The organism is Roseovarius sp. SCSIO 43702, from assembly GCF_019599045.1.
GTDB lineage: Bacteria > Pseudomonadota > Alphaproteobacteria > Rhodobacterales > Rhodobacteraceae > Roseovarius.
Genome location: NZ_CP080623.1, coordinates 722,607 through 736,899 on the forward strand (window position 1 = coordinate 722,607; position 14,293 = coordinate 736,899).

Sequence of the window (14,293 nt, forward strand, 5' to 3'; positions counted from 1 at the left end):
CCCGCCGGAAAGGGCGGGGCGTCCGAGCGATCCGCGTCGCGGGTTACTGGGTCAGGATGTAATAGCGGATGACCGAGATCGTGGCCTCGTCATCGGCCTCGCTGGTGCCCGAGTCGCTGCTGTCGGCGGTCGTGCCCATGGCGCTCGTGCTCCACGTGCCCGCCGCGCGGTATTCCTGGGGCGAGATCGCGCCGGAATTGTCGGCGTCCATCTGCTGGAACTGCTCGTCGAGACCCTGGTCACTGTATTCCTTCTCGCGCAGCGGTGTTTCGAACTCGGCCTGGGTCAGGACCCCGTCGCCGTTCTCGTCAGCCGCCTTGAAGCGGTCCACGGCGGCCTGGGCGAAACCCTCCTGTTCCTCCTTCTCGCCGATCACGTCGGAAAGATTGGCGCTGAGTTGCTTGAAGAGCGTCTCCTTGTCGCCGTCGCTTTCGCTCCATGCCTTCTCGGCCCAGGCGGCGAAATCCTCGCGCGTCAACTCCTGCTGACCGTCCGAGGCGATGTCGGACCACTTGGCGCCGGCGTCGTCGGTTTCGCTCATGCTCGCCTGTTGCTCGGCGGCCTTGTCGCGCTTTTGCGTCATGCAGTTGGTGAACTCCTCGCGGTCGATAGAGCCGTCCTTGTTGGCGTCGATCGCCGCGAATTCCGCGTCGCGCCGGGCGTTTACCTCCTTCTCGGAGAACTGGCCGTCGGCGTTGCTGTCGGCCGCGTAGAAGGCGTTTTCGCAGAACTGCGCGAGATCCTCCTCGGCGGCGAGCGCCGGGGCCGCGACGAGGGCCGTCGTGGCGGTGAGAGCTGTGAAGAATGTGCGTTTCATGTGTCGAACCTCCGTGGGATATCGTGAATGTCGTGGCGGACCCGCGCTGTCGCGCCGGGTCTGGCAACGCCGAAGGCGTGGGAGGCGCGGCAGGCCCGCTTCGTGTTCACGAGAACGTGACACCCGCCGCGGATGTTCCGAAATTTTGTCGAAGATCGGGGCGCGCGCAAAGGTTTCCGATGCGAAACTTTGATGTCGAAGCCGCCGCAAGAAACGCGGCAAGTGTCGGATTCGCGATCTGCATGACGTTGGCGGGGCGTTATCAGACGTTTCATACTCAGGCCCGACTGCGCCCCTTGGGAGGAAAAAATGAGCCATAAATCCGACATCGAAATCGCCCGCGAAGCCAAGAAGAAGCCGATCCAGGAGATCGGCGACAAGCTCGGCATTCCCGGTGAGCATCTTCTGCCCTACGGCCACGACAAGGCGAAGGTGAGCCAGGAGTTCATCGATTCGGTCCAGGAGAACAAGAACGGCAAGCTCATCCTCGTCACCGCGATCAACCCCACCCCGGCGGGCGAGGGCAAGACCACCACGACCGTGGGCCTGGGCGACGGGCTCAACCATATCGGCAAGAAGGCGATGATCTGCATCCGCGAAGCCTCTCTCGGGCCGAACTTCGGGATGAAGGGCGGCGCCGCCGGCGGCGGATACGCGCAGGTTGTGCCGATGGAGGACATGAACCTCCACTTCACCGGCGATTTCCACGCGATCACCAGCGCGCACAGCCTGCTGAGCGCGATGATCGACAACCACATCTACTGGGGCAACGACGCCGAGATCGACACCCGCCGCGTCACCTGGCGCCGGGTGGTGGACATGAACGACCGCAGCCTGCGGCAGATCACCTCGTCGCTGGGCGGCGTCTCGAACGGCTTCGCGCGCGAGGACGGGTTCGACATCACGGTCGCCTCGGAAGTGATGGCGATCCTCTGCCTTGCCAGCGGGCTGAAGGATCTCGAGCGGCGCCTGGGCGACATGATCATCGCCTACCGCCGTGACCGCAGCCCGGTCTTCTGCCGCGACATCAAGGCACAGGGCGCGATGACGGTCCTGCTGAAGGACGCGATGCAACCCAACCTCGTGCAGACGCTCGAGAACAACCCGGCCTTCGTGCATGGGGGCCCCTTCGCCAACATCGCGCATGGCTGCAACTCGGTCACGGCGACGACGACCGCGCTCAAGATCGCGGATTACGTGGTGACCGAAGCCGGGTTCGGCGCGGACCTGGGCGCCGAGAAGTTCATGAACATCAAGTGCCGCAAGGCCGGGATCGCCCCCGATTGCGTGGTGCTCGTGGCCACGGTGCGGGCGATGAAGATGAATGGCGGCGTCGCCAAGGCCGATCTCGGGACCGAGAACGTGGACGCGGTGAAGAAGGGCTGCGCCAACCTCGGCCGCCACATCGAGAACCTCAAGAGCTTCGGCGTGCCGGTCGTGGTGGCGATCAACCATTTCGTGACCGACACCGACGCCGAGGTGGACGCGATCAAGGCCTTCGCCAAGGACCAGGGTTCGGAGGCGATCCTGTCGCGTCACTGGGAGCTGGGCTCGGAAGGTTCGGCCGACCTCGCGCGCCGGGTGGCCGAGGTGGCCGACAGCGGCAAGGCGCAGTTCTCGCCCATCTATCCCGACGAGATGCCGCTCTTCCAGAAGATCGAGACCATCGCCAAGCGCATCTACCGCGCCGACGAGGTGCTGGCCGACCAGAAGATCCGCGACCAGCTCAAGCTCTGGGAAGACCAGGGATACGGCAACCTTCCGGTCTGCATGGCCAAGACGCAATACAGCTTCTCGACCGATCCGAACCGCCGCGGCGCTCCCACGGGCCACTCGGTCCCGGTGCGCGAGGTGCGGCTGAGCGCGGGGGCGGGCTTCATCGTCGTGGTCTGCGGCGAGATCATGACCATGCCGGGCCTGCCGCGGGTGCCGGCGGCCGAATCGATCCGCCTCAACGACGGCGGCGAGATCGAGGGCCTGTTCTGAGAAAACGGGCCGTGCCGGGTGGGGGATCGACCCCCGCCCGCCACGGTCGCCGCCTTGCGGCTCCGCCTCCGGCGGGGATATTTCGGGCAAGAAGAAGCGCGGGAGTTTCGCAGGGCCCCATGCCGTCCCTGAGCCGGGGAGGGACTTTCCCGCCGGGGCCGACATCGCCGATCTGCTGATTGTGGCGCATGATCGAGGCGATGCAGGTGGGCGGAGACGTGGTATGGGAATGGAGTGGCGGGCGGCTCGATATGCCGCCGGCCGGGTTCGGAGACGTGTTGAAAGCGGTGAGGGACCACCGCGGAGGGTGGATTGAATGACGGCAGATATCATCGACGGAAAGGCCTTCGCGGCCAAGGTGCGCGAGAAGGTGGCGGCCCATGTCTCGCGCCTGGGCGAGGAGCACGGGATCACGCCGGGACTGGCCGTTGTGCTGGTGGGCGAGGACCCGGCGAGCCAGGTCTATGTCCGCTCGAAGGGCAAGCAGACGGTCGAGGTGGGGATGAAATCCTTCGAGCACAAGCTCGACGCCGACACGTCCGAGGAGGATCTCCTGGCGCTGGTCCAGAAGCTCAACGAAGATGACGCGGTGCACGGTATCCTCGTGCAGCTTCCGCTTCCCGATCACATCGACGAGGACAAGGTCATCAACGCGATCAACCCCGAGAAGGACGTGGACGGCTTCCATATTTCGAACGTGGGTCTTCTGGGCACGGGGCAGAAGAGCATGGTGCCCTGCACGCCGCTGGGCTGCCTGATGATGCTGCGCGATCATCACGGGAGCCTGTCGGGCATGGACGCGGTGGTGATCGGGCGCAGCAACATCGTGGGCAAGCCGATGGCGCAGCTGCTGCTGGGCGATTCCTGCACCGTCACGATCGCGCACAGCCGCACGAAGGATCTGCCCGAGGTGGTGCGCCGCGCCGATATCGTCGTGGCCGCCGTGGGCCGCCCCGAGATGGTGCCGGGCGACTGGATCAAGGAGGGCGCCACGGTGATCGACGTGGGGATCAACCGTGTCGAGCGCGACGGCAAGAACAAGCTGGTGGGCGACGTGGATTTCGAAAGCGCCAAGGCGCGCGCGGGCGCGATCACCCCGGTGCCGGGTGGCGTGGGGCCGATGACCATCGCCTGCCTGCTGGCCAATACCGTGACGGCCTGCTGCCGCGCGAACGGGCTGAGCGAGCCGGAGGGCCTGACGGCCTGATGCGATGCGGTGGGCGGATCGCCCACCCTACGGCGTGACGGGCAGGGGAATCATGGTGCCGGTGAGAAGGGCCACGTGAACCTCGCCCGCGTCGCGCAGAGCGAAGACATCCGCCTGCACGATCACGAGGCGGCGGCCCGGTTTGATCACCCGGCCGCGGGCGACGAGGCGCTCTCCGGCGGCGGGGGCGAGCAGGTGGATCTTCATCTCGGTCGTCATGACCTCGTGATCGCCGGGCATCACCGAAAGCGCCGTGTAGCCCGCCGCGCTGTCGCCGAGCGCGAAGGTGAGACCGGCATGGGCCACGCCATGCTGCTGCAGCACCGCGTCGGTGATCGGCGCCGAGATCGTCACCGCGCCTTTCGTCACCTCGTCGAGGCGCGCGCCGAGTGTCGCCATCATGCTCTGCCGGTCGAAGCTCTCGCGGATGCGGGTGGTCAGGGTGTCGGTCATGCGGCGCAGGATAGAGCGCGTCGTGCGGGAAAAGAAGCCCCTAGCCCGCCTGCGCCAGCGGCACGGGCAGCGCGGCGCTGCCGGTGAGGATCGCCACCGCCTCGGGGCGCATGAGCGCGGTGAGCACCGGCGCGGTGGTCCGCAGGCCGCCGGTATAGGTGCCGTAGGCGGGCATGATCACCCGGTCCGCGTCGACGAGGAAACAGGCGCGCGAGAGGCTGCGTCCGCGCAGACGAATCGTGGTCTTGGGGTGGTAGTGGCCCGAGACCTCGCCGCTTTGGCCCTGTTGCGCGATGTGGCGGAAGCTGAGCGGAGGGGCGGGCAGTTCGGCAAGATGCGTGCCGCCAAGCTCGACCGGGCCGGGGTCGTGGTTGCCCTCGATCCAGACCCAGCGGCGCCCGGCCTGCAGCGTGGTGATCCATGCCTTCTCGGCGTCCGGCAGATCGCGCACCGCCTGGTCGTCGTCGAAACTGTCGCCGAGGCAGACCACCGTGCGCGCGCCCGTCGCGGCAAGGTCGCGTTCGAGCCGGGCGAGCGTGTCGCGCACCTCGTAGGGGGGCAGGCACGCCTCGCCCAGCCGCGCGCGGCGGCCGGATTTTCCCAGGTGCAGGTCCGAGACGCAAAGGAGCGCCTCGTCCGGCCAGTGAAGCGCGCCGGAGGGAAGCGCCACGAGCCGCGCGCCGGCGAGGGTGAAAGCGTGTCCGTTCATGGTGTGTTCTTTTGGCGCGGGCGCGGGGGATTTGCAAGGTGGGGCGGTTCAGAACGCGCCCATCTCGAGCCCTGCGCCGAGGGCCGCGCCGATCTCGCGGCAGCGGGCGAGGTCGTCATCGGGGATCGTCTTGTCGGCGAGGATGTCCTCGGGCGTCTGGGCATGGGTGCAGACGATGATCGGCTCCTGCACCTCGCGCAGTCGCCAGCCCTGGGCGATGCGGGCGGTCTGGCGGGCGGCGTTCTCGCCGTCGGAGCCGGCGCAGATCATCTGGGCATAGGGGCGCCCCTCGATCCGGCCGAGGACGGGATAGTAGCAGCGGTCGAAGAATTCCTTCATCTCGCCCGCGATGGCGGCGAGGTTCTCGGGCGCGCAGAAGAGGTATCCGTCGGCATCGAGCAGGTCCTCGGGCATCGCCTCGCGGGCGCGCAGCAGCGTCACCTCGCATTCCTCGCGGGCGGCTTCGGCCGCGGCCTCGGCCATCTGGCGGCTGCCGCCGGTGCGCGAATGCCAGACGATCAGGAGCCGGGCCACGGTGTCACTTCCTGCCGATCCGGGGCTCGGTCCCCGCCTTGATGCGCGCGATGTTCTCGCGGTGGCGCCAGAGGATCACGAGGGTGAGGAATACCTGCATCACGAGCATCTCGCCATGGCCCAGGATCACCACCCAGATGATCGAGAAGGACGCCGCGGTGATCGCGGCGAACGAGGAGATCCGGGTCAGGAGCGCGGTCACGAGCCATGTCAGGCAGGCCGCGATCCCGGCAGGCCAGGCGAGCGCGAGAAGAAGCCCCAGGAAGGTCGCCACGCCCTTGCCGCCGCGAAAGCCGAGCCAGGGGGGGAAGCAATGGCCGAGAAAGGCCGCGAAACCGGCAAGCTGCGCGGCATCGTATCCCGCGAGCGGCCAGGCGATGAGCGCCGCCACGGCGCCCTTGGCCCCGTCGAGCAGGAGCGTGGCAAGCGCCGCGCCCTTCGAGCCGGTGCGCAGCACGTTGGTGGTGCCGATATTGCCCGACCCGATCTCGCGCAGGTTGCCGAGCCCCATGGCGCGCGTGATGAGGATGCCGAAGGGGATCGAACCGAGCAGGTATCCGAACGCGGCCCAGAGGACGAGGAGAAGCGGGGCGGTTTCGATGGGGGGCATCAGCTTGCCTCGTAAACGGGGGTGCCTGCGATGTAGGTGGCCCTGACCTTACCTTGCAGGCGGGCGCCGTCAAAGGGCGTGTTCTTGGACTTGGAGCGCAGTTTCCAGCGGTCGAGCACGAAGGGCGCGTCGGGATCGAAAAGGACGAGATCCGCGGGGGCGTCCCTTGCCAGCCGCCCGGAGGCGAGGCCGAGCCGCCGCGCGGGGGCGAACGACAGGGCGCGGAAGAGGGTCGGCAGGTCCAGGTCGCCCGCGTGGTAGAGCCGGAGCGCCGCCGGCAGCAGCGTCTCGAGCGCGACGGCGCCCGACGCGGCCTCCTCGAAGGGCAGGCGCTTGCTTTCCTCGTCCTGCGGCGTGTGCATGGAGCTCAGGCTGTCGATCAGACCGTCGCGCAGGGCCGCGATGATGGCCTGCCGGTCTTCCTCGGCGCGCAGCGGCGGCTTGACCTTGAAGAAGGTGCGGTAGTCGGCCACGTCGAGCTCGTTGAGGGTGACATGGTGGATCGAGGTGCCCGCCGTGATGTCGAACCCGTTGCGCTTGGCCCGCTCGAGGGCGGGCAGGGCGCGGGCGGTGGTGATCTGGTCGGCGTGGTAGCGCGCGCCCGTCATCTCGATCAGCGCGATGTCGCGGTCGAGCCCCATGCGTTCGGCCATGGGTGACACGGCGGGCAGGCCGTAGAGCGAGGCGAACTTGCCGGAGGTCGCCGCCGCGCCGGCGCTGAGGCCGGGATCCTGCGGGTGGCCGATCACCAGCGCGCCGAGCGAGCGCGCGTAGGTGAGCGCGCGGGAGAGAACCTTGGTGTCGCGCGTGACGTGGTCGCAATCGGTGAAGGCCACGGCGCCCGCGTCCATGAGAAAGCCGATCTCGGTCATCTCGCGCCCCGCGCGCCCCTTGGTGAGCGCGGCCATGGGCAGGACATTGACCGGCGCGGCCTCGTTCGCGCGGCGGGCCACGAATTCGAGCGTTTCCGGGCTGTCGATGGCGGGGATCGTGTCGGGACGGGTCACCATCGTCGTGACCCCGCCCGCCGCCGCGGCAAGCCCGGCGGAGCGGTAGGATTCCTTGTGCCGCTCGCCGGGTTCGCAGACCTTCACGCCGATGTCGACGATGCCGGGGGCGAGACACCTGCCGCCGCAATCGATGGTGGCCGCATCCGTCGAGGGGGGCGCATCGGTGCCGCTGTCGGCGATGCGCCCGTCGCGCACCAGCAGCCAGCCGCGCGTGTCGGTCCCCGCATCGGGGTCGATGAGCCGCGCATCGGTGAACAGGGTCGAGGTCATGGGGCGGTCCCCCTCAAGGGTGGTTGCGAGGCCGGTTTAGGCGAAAACCGCGTTCGGGAAAACCTTGCATTCGCGCGGCGGCGTGAGATGCTGTGTGCATGGGTGGACCAGGGGGTTTCGGGGCCATGTGGGCACGGGTGTTCGGTATCGTCGGTTTGGTGATGGCGCTTGCGCTCGCACCTGCGGCCATGGCGCAGGATGCCGAGGTGCCGCCCGAGGTGATCGAGGAATGCCACACGCTGATCAAGGGCTACGACGAGATGCCCGGCTGCCTCAAGGGCGGCACGATCGGCTACCGGATGCTCGCGATGGCGGTGGAAGAGGACATGTACGGTGCCACGGGCGCCGAGGTGGTCCGCATCTGCCGCGAGACGAATGACGGAAGCTACGCGGCTTGGCTGTGCTTCAGGACCGCGGTCGAGAAGGCGGTGGAGATCCGCGGCATGATCGGCGCGGCGCAGATGACCGACCGATGCTATCGCGAGCTGTCGGACCCCGCGAGGCAACGGCGGCTGACCGACGCGGCAGCGACGTTGCGCCGCGCGGTCGCGGGTGACGGCTACTGGGGCGGGATGACGACCTACAGGGCCTTCCGGGGCTGCGGCGCCGAGCCCGAGCCTGACGCCGCGTCCGAGACGGGCGGGCACCGGCATGACCACGCGGTCGAGGACGCGACGGGCGGCTACACGCGCGAGGCGTGCCGCGCCTATGGCGAGGTGGAGGCGGCCATCCGGGCGCGGGAAGCGTCCGAGCTTCGCGCGGTCCTGACCGAGTTGCGGGGCCTGCCCGAGGATGAGCGGCTCGATGCGTTGACGCGCTACGGCGTGTCGGAGCCGAGCGTCGATGTCCTGCGCGACGAGCTTTCGGGCGACGAGGCGCTGGGCGCGGCGATGGTGCTCATGGGTTTCCTGCGCGAGAGCCATCCGGGCGTGTTCGCCGACGCCATGGCGGCCGCCGGGCAGGAGACGGGCCCGGTTGCCGATGCGGCGCGGGCGGGCGTGCTCGACCTGCTCATGGGCGGTGTCCTTGACAGTTACCGCACGGCCTGCCCGGGGTGATCGGGCGCGTGCGGGCGGCGGCGCGGGTGCCGCGAGCGGGATCAGCCGCCCCGTGACCTGTCCGCGTCGCGCTGGATCCCGTGCATCAGGCGCATGACCTCGCGCGCGTCGTGGATGCGTTCGAAGCCGATCTCGACACGGCGCTGGCCGTTCTTCGTGCGGCGGTATTCGTGGGCGAAGTGGAGCGAAGGCGGATCGCCCTCCTGCAGGCTGAGGGCCGTGTCGTCGTCGATGCGGTAGGAGTCGAGCCTCTTGCCCTGAAGCGGCAGGTCGGTCGCGATGAAGGCGCGGCGGTCGGTGAGCGTGTACCACGTATGCCGGCGCCGGAAGCCGGGCCAGAAGAGCGCGCCGGCGACGATCCCCAGCCCCACCGTGAAATGGATGAGGCCGAAGGTCCAGAAGAAGCCGCCCGCCGTCGCGGCAAGGGCCATCCAGAGAAGCGCGAAGCCCGCGAAGACCAGCCCGAAGGCCGCGCCCGCCCAGTTCGCGACGCCGAGCCGCAGGGTGGCGTCGGGGCGGCCCTGCCAGAGGATCGTCTCGCCCTCGTCGAGGATGCCTGCCCACGGGTCGCTCCGGTCACGCATCGTCCGGTCCGCCCTCCTCGCGCGCGGCTTTGATCTCGGCGGCGATGGCGGCAGGGTTCGCCATGAATTGCATCAGGAACCCGGTGCCGTCGGAGAGGCGCAGCCGCAGGCGCCAGAGCGACAGCGGGTCCGCTTCCTCGATCCCGGAAAGCGCGACGGCAAAGCTGCGTTCGGGCGCGCGGGCGTCTTCGAAGAGGAGGCGGCGGTCGGTGAGGTGCCAGCGGTTGTCGCGGTGCCGGAGCCAGCGTGACGGCCCGTCGAAAAGCCCTATGGAGAGGATCGCGAAAACGAGCAGAAGCGCGGCGAAGCGCCAGGCGGGCAGCAGGGGCGACCATTCACCCAGCGCCAGGGCGAGCGCGCCGAAAGCGAGCGCGGTCAGCGCCCCGATGAGGCCGGCGCGCAGGGCAAAGACCCGCAGCGACGGGCGGTAGGTGGCCAGCAGGTGCTCGCCGTCCATGAGCGGCGGGCCCGGCGCGGGGCCGTCGTTCACGTGGCCATCCAGATCATCAGCGCGGTCATGGCGAAGATGACGAGAAGCGCGATCATCGCCACGCGCCCCGAAATGGCCGCGTCCGAGCGTTCGGGCCTGGCGGGATCGGGCGGGGGCACGTCGGAGGGCGCGGCGCTTTCGCTCGGCAGCGGCTCGAACTGCACCGGCGCGCTTTCCTCGCGCCAGGTGCCGATCCAGCGCAAAGGCGGCTGCGGCATGATGTGCTGTTCCCGGCCCTCGAAGGCGCGCGAGCGGACGATGAGCACGTGGCCCGTCAGCCCGTCGAGCCGCGCGCGGTCGGCGGCGAGATCGGCCTCGGCCACGCCCAGCCCCTCGTTCAGGTAGCCCGAGAGGCCGACGCCGGTCAGATCGCTCACCGGGAAGACCTCGACATGCTCGGGATCGAGCGTGCCCGCGCCCAGCGCCGCGCGGAGCGGCCAGTCGTCGCCATCGCGCTCGGTGAAGGCGGGTATCTCCTCGGGCGGAAGGTCGATGGAGAAGACGCGGATCAACCCGTGCTCGTTCTGGGGGATGTGAAACCGGTCGCTCATGCCATCATCTCCTTCGGTGTTGCGCGCAGGTTGCGGGCCAGGAGGTCCATCGCGGCCATGCGCACGGCGACACCCATCTCGACCTGCTCCCTGATGACGGAACGGTTGATGTCGTCTGCCAGTTCCCCGTCGATTTCCACGCCCCGGTTCATCGGCCCCGGATGCATGACGATGGCATCGGGCGCGGCAAAGCCCAGTTTCGCGGCATCGAGGCCGAAACGGTGGTAGTATTCGCGTTCGGAGGGGATGAAGCCGCCATCCATCCGCTCGCGCTGAAGCCGCAGCATCATCACCACGTCCACGTCGCGCAGCCCCTCGGCCATGTCGTCGAACACCTCCACCCCGAAGGCGTCGATCCCCGCGGGCATCAGCGTGGGCGGCCCGATGAGGCGGATGCGGTTTTCCATCTTGTTGAGAAGGATGATGTTGGATCGCGCGACGCGGCTATGGGCGATGTCGCCGCAGATCGCGACCGAGAGGCGGTGCAGCCGTCCCTTGGCCCGGCGGATCGTGAGCGCGTCGAGAAGCGCCTGCGTCGGATGCTCGTGCCGCCCGTCGCCGGCGTTCAGCACCGCGCAGTTCACCTTCTGCGCCAGCAGGTCCACCGCGCCCGAATGCGGGTGACGCACCACCAGCAGGTCGGGATGCATCGCGTTGATCGTGAGCGCCGTGTCGATGAGCGTCTCGCCCTTCTTGATCGACGACGCCTGCATCGCCATCGACATCACGTCCGCGCCGAGCCGCTTGCCGGCCAGTTCGAAGCTGGCTTGCGTGCGGGTGGAGTTCTCGAAGAACATGTTGATCTGGGTGAGCCCGGCCAGCGCATCGGTATGTTTCATCTCGCGCCGGTTGAGATCGACATATTGCTCGGAAAGGTCGAGGATCGTGGTGATGTCGGCGGGCGCCAGCGGCTCGATCCCGAGAAGGTGGCGGTGGGCGAAGGACATGGGCGGGCTCCGGGCAAAGGGCGCGTTCCCGTGTATAGAAGCGGGCCGGTTCGAGGGCAACCGAGGGGCGTCTTTCCGGTGGAAATACCCCGTGGCGCGGGCTTTCGCGCGGGCGGGCGGGGGAGTAGGCTGGGCGCCATGGAATCGGAAATGGACTTTCACACGGCGCGCGCCCTGCTGGAATGGCAGGTGGAGCTTGGCGCGGACGAGGCGATCGGCGACGCGCCCGTCGACCGCTATGCGCTGGCCGCGAAGCCGCCGAAACCCGCGGCCGCCCCGGCCGTGCCGGTGGCCGGTCCGGTTCCCCCGGCCCATGCCGGCGATCCGGTGGCCGAAGCGCGTCGGGCGGCGGAGGGTGCGGCGGATCTCGGGGCGCTCAAGGCCGCGATGGCGGCCTACCAGCATTGCGACCTGAAGCTCGGGGCGCGACAACTCGTCTTTTCCGACGGCCATCCGGAGGCGCGGGTCATGATCGTGGGCGAGGCGCCGGGCCGCGACGAGGACCGCCTGGGCAAGCCCTTCGTGGGGCGAGCGGGGCAGTTCCTCGACCGGATGCTGGCCGCGATCGGGCTCGACCGCGGCTCGGACGATCCGGAACGCGCGGTCTACATCACCAACGTCCTGCCATGGCGGCCGCCGCAGAACCGGGACCCGTCGGCCGAGGAGATCGCGATGATGCTGCCCTTCGTGTCGCGGCACGTGGCGCTGGTGAAGCCGCGCGTGGTGGTGCTGATGGGCAACATAAGCTGCGAGGCGGCGCTCGGTCGGAAGGGGATCACGCGGCTGCGCGGCACATGGACCGAGGCCTACGGCACCCCCGCGCTGCCGATGTTCCATCCCGCCTACCTGCTGCGGCAGCCCTTGGCGAAGCGCGAGGCCTGGGCCGACCTGCTGAGCCTCCAGGCGCGGCTCAGGGCGCCCGCTTGAAGCCGGGCGGCCGGGTCGATATGGCGGGCGAACCGGCGAGACATGACAGGAAGGGCCCCGAAAGATGAGCCAGATCGACGAGACACGCGAGTTCATCCCCGTGCGCATTGCCGTGCTGACCGTGAGCGACAGCCGCGACGCCGCCGATGACCGCTCGGGCGACATCCTGGTCGCGCGGCTCGAGGCGGCGGGGCACGTGCTTGCCGACCGGATGATCGTGCGCGACGAGCGTGACCAGATCGCCGCGCATCTGCGCGAGTGGATCGCCTCGGAGGAGGTGGACGTGGTCATCTCGACGGGCGGCACGGGCCTCACCGGGCGCGACGTGACGGTCGAGGCGCATCGCGACGTCTACGAGAAGGAGATCGACGCCTTCGGCACGGTCTTCACCCATGTCTCGATGCAGAAGATCGGCACCAGCGCCGTGCAGTCGCGCGCCACCGGGGGCGTGGCGGGCGGCACCTATCTCTTCGCGCTGCCCGGAAGTCCCGGTGCCTGCAAGGACGCGTGGGACGAGATCCTGGCCTACCAGCTCGACTATCGTCACCGGCCCTGCAACTTCGTCGAGATCATGCCGCGCCTGTCGGAGCACCAGCGGCGCAAGTGAGCGCGCGTGCTTGGTTTTTGACGGGCAGGGGTTAAATTGTAGTTAACCGCCCGAAAGGCCCCGCCGCCCATGCGTTTCCTGCGCCAAAGCCTGACCGGACTTGTCCTCGTGTCGCTGACGCTGGGGCTTCTGGCGTTGGCCGCGCAGACGGTATGGGAGGCGGTCGAGGAGCGCATGTCGCGCGAGCCGCGCGCCGAGGCGCGGCGCGAACGGGTGTTTGCCGTCCACGTGCTGCGCGCCGAGGCGGGGCGCGAGGTGCCGGTGCTCACCGCCTTCGGCGAGGTGCGGAGCCGGCGCACGCTCGAGATCCGCGCCAAGACCGCCGGAACGATCATCGAACTGGCCGAGAGCTTCGTCGAGGGTGGCGAGGTGGCGGCGGGCCAGCTGCTCGTGCGGATCGACCCGGCGGATGTGAGCGCGGCGCTGTCGCGGGCCGAGAGCGATCTTGCCGATGCCGAGGCCGAGACGCGCGATGCCGAGCGGCGCCTCGCGCTTGCGCGGGACGAGCAGCGGGCCTCCGAGGACCAGGCGGAGCTGCGCGAACGCGCGTTGGCGCGACAGCGCGACCTTGCCGAGCGGGGCGTGGGCACCGAGGCGGCGGTCGAGGCCGCGGAACTGGCCGTGGCGCAGGCGCGCGGCGCGGTGCTTGCGGCGCGGCAGGCCGTCGCCGCCGCCGAGGCCGGCGTGGACCAGGCGGCGGGCGCGCTCACCCGGGCCGGGATCGCCCGTGACGAGAGCGCGCGGCGCCTGGCCGAGACCGAGATCACCGCGCCTTTCGCCGGGCGGCTGAGCGGGGTCGACGTGGTCGAGGGCGGGCTCGTGTCGGTCAACGAGAGGCTGGCCGATCTGGTTGACGGGGACGCGCTCGAAGTGGCGTTCCGCGTCTCTACCACGCAATACGCGCGGCTTCTGGACGAGGAGGGCACGCTCCGGCGGGCGCCGGTGGAGGTGACGCTCGACACGTTCGGGGCCAACCTCGTGACGGACGGCACGATCACGCGGTCGAGCGCCGCGGTGGGCGAGGGGCAGACCGGGCGGCTTGTCTTCGCGCGGCTGGAGGAAGGGGCCGGCCTCAAGCCCGGCGATTTCGTCACCGTGCGCGTGGAGGAGCCGCCGCTTGACGGCGTGGTCCGCCTGCCCGCCACCGCGCTGGGCGCGGATGGCACGGTCCTGGCGCTGACCGGGGGCGATCGGCTCGAGGCGGTGGCGGTCACGCTTCTGCGCCGGCAGGGGGACGACGTGCTGGTCGAGGCGCCCGCGCTCGAGGGGCGCGACGTGGTCGCGGAACGCTCGCCGCTGCTGGGCGCGGGGATCAAGGTGCGCCCGCTCGACCGGCGCGGCGAGACGGAGGCGGGAGCGGCGGCCGGCGGGGGCGTGATCCTTACCGATGCGCGCCGGGCGCGGCTCATCGCCTACGTGGAAGAGGCGCGCGACCTGCCGCCGACCGAGAAGGAGCGGCTTCTGCGCCAGCTCGAGGCCGGGGCGGTGCCCGCCGCGGTGGTCGAACGGCTCGAGTCGCGGATCGGAGGGTAG

Annotated in this window: 16 protein-coding genes; 6 read left to right on the forward strand and 10 right to left on the reverse strand. The window is 69.5% G+C overall.

What is annotated here, in order from left to right; genetic code table 11:
* Nucleotides 1–43: 43 nt before the first annotated feature.
* Nucleotides 44–817 (reverse strand): EF-hand domain-containing protein, encoded by a 774-nt coding sequence (locus K1T73_RS03360; RefSeq protein WP_220602578.1) that lies wholly within the window; start codon nt 815–817, stop codon nt 44–46.
* A gap of 309 nt (nt 818–1,126) precedes the next feature.
* Between K1T73_RS03360 and K1T73_RS03365 the strand changes: the two genes are divergently transcribed.
* Both K1T73_RS03365 and folD read left to right on the forward strand, forming a co-directional pair.
* The gene (locus K1T73_RS03365) at nt 1,127–2,803 is read left to right on the forward strand and encodes a formate--tetrahydrofolate ligase (protein ID WP_220602579.1); all 1,677 of its coding nucleotides are present in this window, start codon (nt 1,127–1,129) and stop codon (nt 2,801–2,803) included.
* A 316-nt stretch (nt 2,804–3,119) separates the two neighbouring features.
* On the forward strand, nt 3,120–4,010 hold the full coding sequence (gene folD, locus K1T73_RS03370) for a bifunctional methylenetetrahydrofolate dehydrogenase/methenyltetrahydrofolate cyclohydrolase FolD (protein WP_220602580.1): 891 nt from the start codon (nt 3,120–3,122) through the stop codon (nt 4,008–4,010).
* 27 nt (nt 4,011–4,037) lie between these two features.
* Here folD and K1T73_RS03375 read toward each other — a convergent pair whose 3' ends face one another.
* From K1T73_RS03375 to pyrC, 5 genes are read right to left on the reverse strand one after another with little or no spacing between them, the layout of a single operon-like run.
* On the reverse strand, nt 4,038–4,463 hold the full coding sequence (locus K1T73_RS03375; RefSeq protein WP_220602581.1) for a PaaI family thioesterase: 426 nt from the start codon (nt 4,461–4,463) through the stop codon (nt 4,038–4,040).
* A 40-nt stretch (nt 4,464–4,503) separates the two neighbouring features.
* A complete protein-coding gene (gene pdeM, locus K1T73_RS03380) occupies nt 4,504–5,172 on the reverse strand; it encodes a ligase-associated DNA damage response endonuclease PdeM (RefSeq protein WP_220602582.1) in 669 nt (222 codons plus the stop codon).
* 48 nt (nt 5,173–5,220) lie between these two features.
* Complete coding sequence (locus K1T73_RS03385) at nt 5,221–5,706, reverse strand: flavodoxin family protein (protein WP_220602583.1); 486 nt, start codon at nt 5,704–5,706, stop codon at nt 5,221–5,223.
* 4 nt (nt 5,707–5,710) lie between these two features.
* Nucleotides 5,711–6,316 (reverse strand): glycerol-3-phosphate 1-O-acyltransferase PlsY, encoded by a 606-nt coding sequence (gene plsY, locus K1T73_RS03390; protein WP_220602584.1) that lies wholly within the window; start codon nt 6,314–6,316, stop codon nt 5,711–5,713.
* A complete protein-coding gene (gene pyrC, locus K1T73_RS03395; protein WP_220602585.1) occupies nt 6,316–7,596 on the reverse strand; it encodes a dihydroorotase in 1,281 nt (426 codons plus the stop codon). Before pyrC ends, plsY begins: the two co-directional genes overlap by 1 nt.
* 125 nt (nt 7,597–7,721) lie before the next feature.
* On the opposite strand from pyrC, the gene K1T73_RS03400 reads away from it, so the two are divergent.
* On the forward strand, nt 7,722–8,654 hold the full coding sequence (locus K1T73_RS03400) for a hypothetical protein (protein ID WP_220602586.1): 933 nt from the start codon (nt 7,722–7,724) through the stop codon (nt 8,652–8,654).
* A 41-nt stretch (nt 8,655–8,695) separates the two neighbouring features.
* On the opposite strand, the gene K1T73_RS03405 is transcribed toward K1T73_RS03400, so the two are convergent.
* From K1T73_RS03405 to K1T73_RS03420, 4 genes are read right to left on the reverse strand one after another with little or no spacing between them, the layout of a single operon-like run.
* Complete coding sequence (locus tag K1T73_RS03405) at nt 8,696–9,238, reverse strand: aspartate carbamoyltransferase catalytic subunit (RefSeq protein WP_220602587.1); 543 nt, start codon at nt 9,236–9,238, stop codon at nt 8,696–8,698.
* Nucleotides 9,231–9,728 (reverse strand): hypothetical protein, encoded by a 498-nt coding sequence (locus K1T73_RS03410; protein ID WP_220602588.1) that lies wholly within the window; start codon nt 9,726–9,728, stop codon nt 9,231–9,233. Before K1T73_RS03410 ends, K1T73_RS03405 begins: the two co-directional genes overlap by 8 nt.
* Entirely contained in the window at nt 9,725–10,279 is a 555-nt protein-coding gene (locus K1T73_RS03415; RefSeq protein WP_220602589.1) for a hypothetical protein, read from the reverse strand. Before K1T73_RS03415 ends, K1T73_RS03410 begins: the two co-directional genes overlap by 4 nt.
* The gene (locus K1T73_RS03420) at nt 10,276–11,226 is read right to left on the reverse strand and encodes an aspartate carbamoyltransferase catalytic subunit (protein WP_220602590.1); all 951 of its coding nucleotides are present in this window, start codon (nt 11,224–11,226) and stop codon (nt 10,276–10,278) included. Before K1T73_RS03420 ends, K1T73_RS03415 begins: the two co-directional genes overlap by 4 nt.
* 138 nt (nt 11,227–11,364) lie before the next feature.
* On the opposite strand from K1T73_RS03420, the gene K1T73_RS03425 reads away from it, so the two are divergent.
* From K1T73_RS03425 to K1T73_RS03435, 3 genes are all read left to right on the forward strand, one after another.
* On the forward strand, nt 11,365–12,153 hold the full coding sequence (locus K1T73_RS03425; protein ID WP_220602591.1) for a uracil-DNA glycosylase family protein: 789 nt from the start codon (nt 11,365–11,367) through the stop codon (nt 12,151–12,153).
* A 64-nt stretch (nt 12,154–12,217) separates the two neighbouring features.
* Nucleotides 12,218–12,760, forward strand: coding sequence for a molybdenum cofactor biosynthesis protein B (moaB, locus tag K1T73_RS03430; protein ID WP_220602592.1), 543 nt, complete (start codon nt 12,218–12,220; stop codon nt 12,758–12,760).
* Nucleotides 12,761–12,829: 69 nt separating this feature from the next.
* Complete coding sequence (locus K1T73_RS03435) at nt 12,830–14,293, forward strand: efflux RND transporter periplasmic adaptor subunit (RefSeq protein ID WP_220602593.1); 1,464 nt, start codon at nt 12,830–12,832, stop codon at nt 14,291–14,293.

What these genes read in the sequence shown, in the direction of transcription:
- K1T73_RS03425 (WP_220602591.1), top strand. Translation starts at nt 11,365, where the DNA reads ATGGAATCGGAAATGGACTTTCACACGGCGCGCGCCCTGCTGGAATGG.
- plsY (WP_220602584.1), bottom strand. Translation starts at nt 6,316, where the DNA reads ATGCCCCCCATCGAAACCGCCCCGCTTCTCCTCGTCCTCTGGGCCGCG.
- moaB (WP_220602592.1), top strand. Translation starts at nt 12,218, where the DNA reads ATGAGCCAGATCGACGAGACACGCGAGTTCATCCCCGTGCGCATTGCC.
- K1T73_RS03435 (WP_220602593.1), top strand. Translation starts at nt 12,830, where the DNA reads ATGCGTTTCCTGCGCCAAAGCCTGACCGGACTTGTCCTCGTGTCGCTG.
- K1T73_RS03365 (WP_220602579.1), top strand. Translation starts at nt 1,127, where the DNA reads ATGAGCCATAAATCCGACATCGAAATCGCCCGCGAAGCCAAGAAGAAG.
- K1T73_RS03360 (WP_220602578.1), bottom strand. Translation starts at nt 817, where the DNA reads ATGAAACGCACATTCTTCACAGCTCTCACCGCCACGACGGCCCTCGTC.
- K1T73_RS03405 (WP_220602587.1), bottom strand. Translation starts at nt 9,238, where the DNA reads ATGCGTGACCGGAGCGACCCGTGGGCAGGCATCCTCGACGAGGGCGAG.
- pdeM (WP_220602582.1), bottom strand. Translation starts at nt 5,172, where the DNA reads ATGAACGGACACGCTTTCACCCTCGCCGGCGCGCGGCTCGTGGCGCTT.
- K1T73_RS03420 (WP_220602590.1), bottom strand. Translation starts at nt 11,226, where the DNA reads ATGTCCTTCGCCCACCGCCACCTTCTCGGGATCGAGCCGCTGGCGCCC.
- K1T73_RS03400 (WP_220602586.1), top strand. Translation starts at nt 7,722, where the DNA reads ATGTGGGCACGGGTGTTCGGTATCGTCGGTTTGGTGATGGCGCTTGCG.
- K1T73_RS03415 (WP_220602589.1), bottom strand. Translation starts at nt 10,279, where the DNA reads ATGAGCGACCGGTTTCACATCCCCCAGAACGAGCACGGGTTGATCCGC.
- pyrC (WP_220602585.1), bottom strand. Translation starts at nt 7,596, where the DNA reads ATGACCTCGACCCTGTTCACCGATGCGCGGCTCATCGACCCCGATGCG.
- K1T73_RS03375 (WP_220602581.1), bottom strand. Translation starts at nt 4,463, where the DNA reads ATGACCGACACCCTGACCACCCGCATCCGCGAGAGCTTCGACCGGCAG.
- folD (WP_220602580.1), top strand. Translation starts at nt 3,120, where the DNA reads ATGACGGCAGATATCATCGACGGAAAGGCCTTCGCGGCCAAGGTGCGC.